The following is a 3,405-nucleotide window of genomic DNA, read 5'->3' as shown; positions in this document are numbered from 1 at the left end:
CATTGCCGTCCCCACCATCGAGGACGTTATTGCCGTTGCCGCCGATGATTTCATCATTACCTGCGCCACCGTAGATTACATCGTCGCCAGCGTATCCATAAACTGTGTCGTCACCAGCATTGCCGTTGATCGTATCGCCGCCGGCCGTTCCATAAACAACCTCGCTACCATCAGTGCCATCTATACTTTGGCCTAGTGCAGGGCTGCCATCAGGATTGAACCCACCGAAGTTGAAGGCATCAAGTTGAGATGCAGCAACATTTTGCAGAGTAGCAAATGTGGCGAAGCTCTCTCCATTCGCAGAACCGTCTCGGTCGACTTGTAGGAGGGTATCTGCCCCTGATTGCGCCAGTTTAAAGTATCCACTTGCCCCAAACGGATTAGTGCTACGGTCCCATCCGATCAATTCACCGTCCACGACTTCCAATAGGTTGAAGCGATCTCCCTGTGAGCCTGCCTGGAAATCAGTAACGGTAAAAGAAATATTGTCTCTAATCCGTTGAATCAAAATGTTATCAACGCCACTGCCAAGTGTTAAAGAACTAACAGTTGAAGTGTAATAGCGGATTGTGTCGTTACCTTCTCCCAAATCAATGTTTGTAAGTCCGTCACTAAAGAAATTTGATGTCTCAACGTAATCGTCGCCGGACCCAGCTTCTATGTATACAGTTTCGAATGGAGCGATGTAACCGTCAGACAATATTCTGTCATTGCCAGCTCCACCGCGCAATGTGTCAGCACCTCCAAGGTCGGCATAACCAGCTCGGAACAAACGATCATTGCCAGCCCCCCCATCCAACACATCGTTTCCAAGGTTTCCATCGAGATAGTCATCGCCATCGCCACCATAAATTATGTCGTTGCCATCACCGCCTAATAATGAATCGCCTTCGGTGCCTCCAAAGATAGTGTCATCGCCAGCATTGCCATTAATTGCATCCTGACCAGCGTAGCCATTTATCGTGTCATCACCCGCGCCTCCATTTATCACGTCACCGCCTGCGGTGCCGTCAATAATCAGGCCAGGAACGCCAGTAACTGTAAGCGTGAACGTATCAGAGACGCTCAAAGTCCCATCCGACGCCTTCACGCTGATCGCAATGTCGCCGTTGAAGTTGGGCGTTGGGGTGCCTGAGAAGGTAAGTGTCGCCGCATCGAAGCTGAGCCAGCTAGGAAGTGGCGAACCGTCACCCAAGGTTGCCGTGTAAGTTAGCGTATCGCCATCGATATCCCTGAATGTGCCGGCAGGAACAGTATAGCTCCAGGCTGTGTCTTCATTAACGCTTTGATCAGCAATCGCAGCTGCGACCACAGGTGCGTCGTTGACGTTAGCAATCGGCGCCGACGCCGCTGAGTATACTGTCTCAATCGCACCTTGACCGTCGGTGTAAGTACCTTTCAGCCGAACAAGTTGACCCACATCCGATTGGAGGAGCACGTAATTGGCTTCGGTCGCTCCAGCGATATCTGGCCATGTCAACCCTCCATCACTTGACCGCTGCCACTGCCAAGCAAAGCTGCCAATTCCATCAGCATCACTTATCTGGCCAGCATCTGCGTGAAGAACATTACCTTGAACAAAGTCTGAGAGTGTAGCCTCGGTGGAGGCAGTCCCATAAACGCCGACCTTGTTGCCTTGCGCGTCATAGCGCTGGCCATAGATTTCGCCATTCGACCAAGCGACTAACCAGCCACCGTCAGCAAGCGTCGCAACTGAGGGCAAGGCCTCCGCGCCTGCCGTTGTGGTGTTGACCTGAAACTCGCCGCCGACTGGGCTACCTTCATTGCTGTACCGTTGGCCATAAATGCCCGAACTTGACCCATCCTGACCATCTGACTGCCAAGTGACAAGCCAGCCGCCATCTGAAAGCGAGGTAACTGAAGGGAAGGCCTGCGTATTTGCAGTGAAGCTATTGACCCTAAACTCACCGCCAATGGCCAAACCAGCGCTATTATAACGCTGACCGGAGATACCCCAAGATGCTCCATCATCGGACATCCAAGTGACAACCCAACCCCCATCTACAAGCGCGGTGACCGATGGGTGCTCCTGACTGTTTATGGTACTGGTGTTAACTTGGAACTCACCGCCAACAGTATTTCCAAAGCTATCAAAGCGTTGGCCATAGATACCGAAATATGACCCGTCTTGGTCGTAAGACTCCCAAACTGCCAACCATCCACCGTCCTCAAGACCGACAACGACAGGTACATTCTGCCAGTATTGTTCATATGTATTGACTTGAAATTCGTTGCCGACAGCATTGCCATTGGCATCATAGCGTTGTCCATGAACGCTTTCATAGCTGCTATCTTGTGAAGAAACCCAAAGAACCACCCAACCGCCGTCAACCAATGAGGCGACCGAGGGCTTATATTGATAGCCAAATGTGTAGCTGTTTATGAGGAACTCGGTGCCCTGCGCTTGACCCATGCTGTCATAACGTTGGCCATAAACGCCAAAACTCGAACCATCTTGACCTTCGGGCAGCCACGGGGCGACCCCTGAGTGCCATGTTACTATCCAGCCGCCATCTGCAAGCGCTGCAACAGATGGGTATTCTTGGTTGTTGGCAGTAAAGCTATTGACGCGAAATTCAGTGCCTACTTGCTTGCCCGCGCTGCTGTAGCGCTGACCATATACGCCCCATCCGGAACCATCTTGATCCAACGACATCCAGGCAACAAGCCAGCCACCGTCTCCAAGTGCCGTAACTGAAGCGTTTTCCTGAGTGCCCCCGAGATAGGTATTGATCGCAAACTCCTGAACCAATTCAGGAGCCTTCGCCAACCGTAGCACTCCCAAAGAAGCATCATTCACATTGGCAATAGCGGCGCTTGCAACACTGGTGAAACTCGTCGTCCCTCCCACGGCATCATTAGTTGTCGCCACAGCGCGCAGATATTTGCCAACTTGGCTTTGGTCAGAAGCGATCTCATAACTCGATCCAGTCGCACCGCTGATGTCGGTCCATCCGTCGCTGCCATTGGCGGAAATTTGCCACTGGTAGCTTGTAGCAGTGATCGCACCGTCGACATCGCTCGCAGATAGATCAGCGGTGACTACGCCGCCTTCGGCGACCGTGCCAGCAACCGCAAGCGTGCCGGTTGCTTCATCCTCAACCGGGTTCACGGTCAGCACGAACGTATCCGATACGCTCAACGCACCGTCAGTGGCTGTGACGGTCAGGGATACATCGCCATTGAAGTTCTCGGGCGGCGTGCCTGTAAAGGTCCGCGTGACCCCATCGAAGCGGAGCCAGTCAGGGAGCAATGCACTACCGGTCAGAGTGACCGTGTAGCTGAGCGCATCCCCGTCAGCGTCGCTGAATGTGCCTGCAGGAACAGTATAGCTCCAGGCCGTGTCTTCATCGACCCTTTGGTCAGCGATTGCAGCTGCAACGA

At 53.0% G+C, this 3,405-nt stretch carries 1 protein-coding gene; it reads right to left on the bottom strand.

The features are described from left to right. Window positions 1–3,405, bottom strand: a 3,405-nt coding sequence (locus tag ACIQ2X_RS16595; RefSeq protein WP_396180118.1) for a putative Ig domain-containing protein, incomplete at both ends; no start/stop codon positions are given.

The sequence above is a fragment of the Flavobacterium sp. genome, from assembly GCF_044368625.1.
Classification (GTDB): Bacteria; Bacteroidota; Bacteroidia; order Flavobacteriales; family Flavobacteriaceae; genus Flavobacterium.
This window is presented reverse-complemented; position numbering and strand designations above follow the sequence as displayed.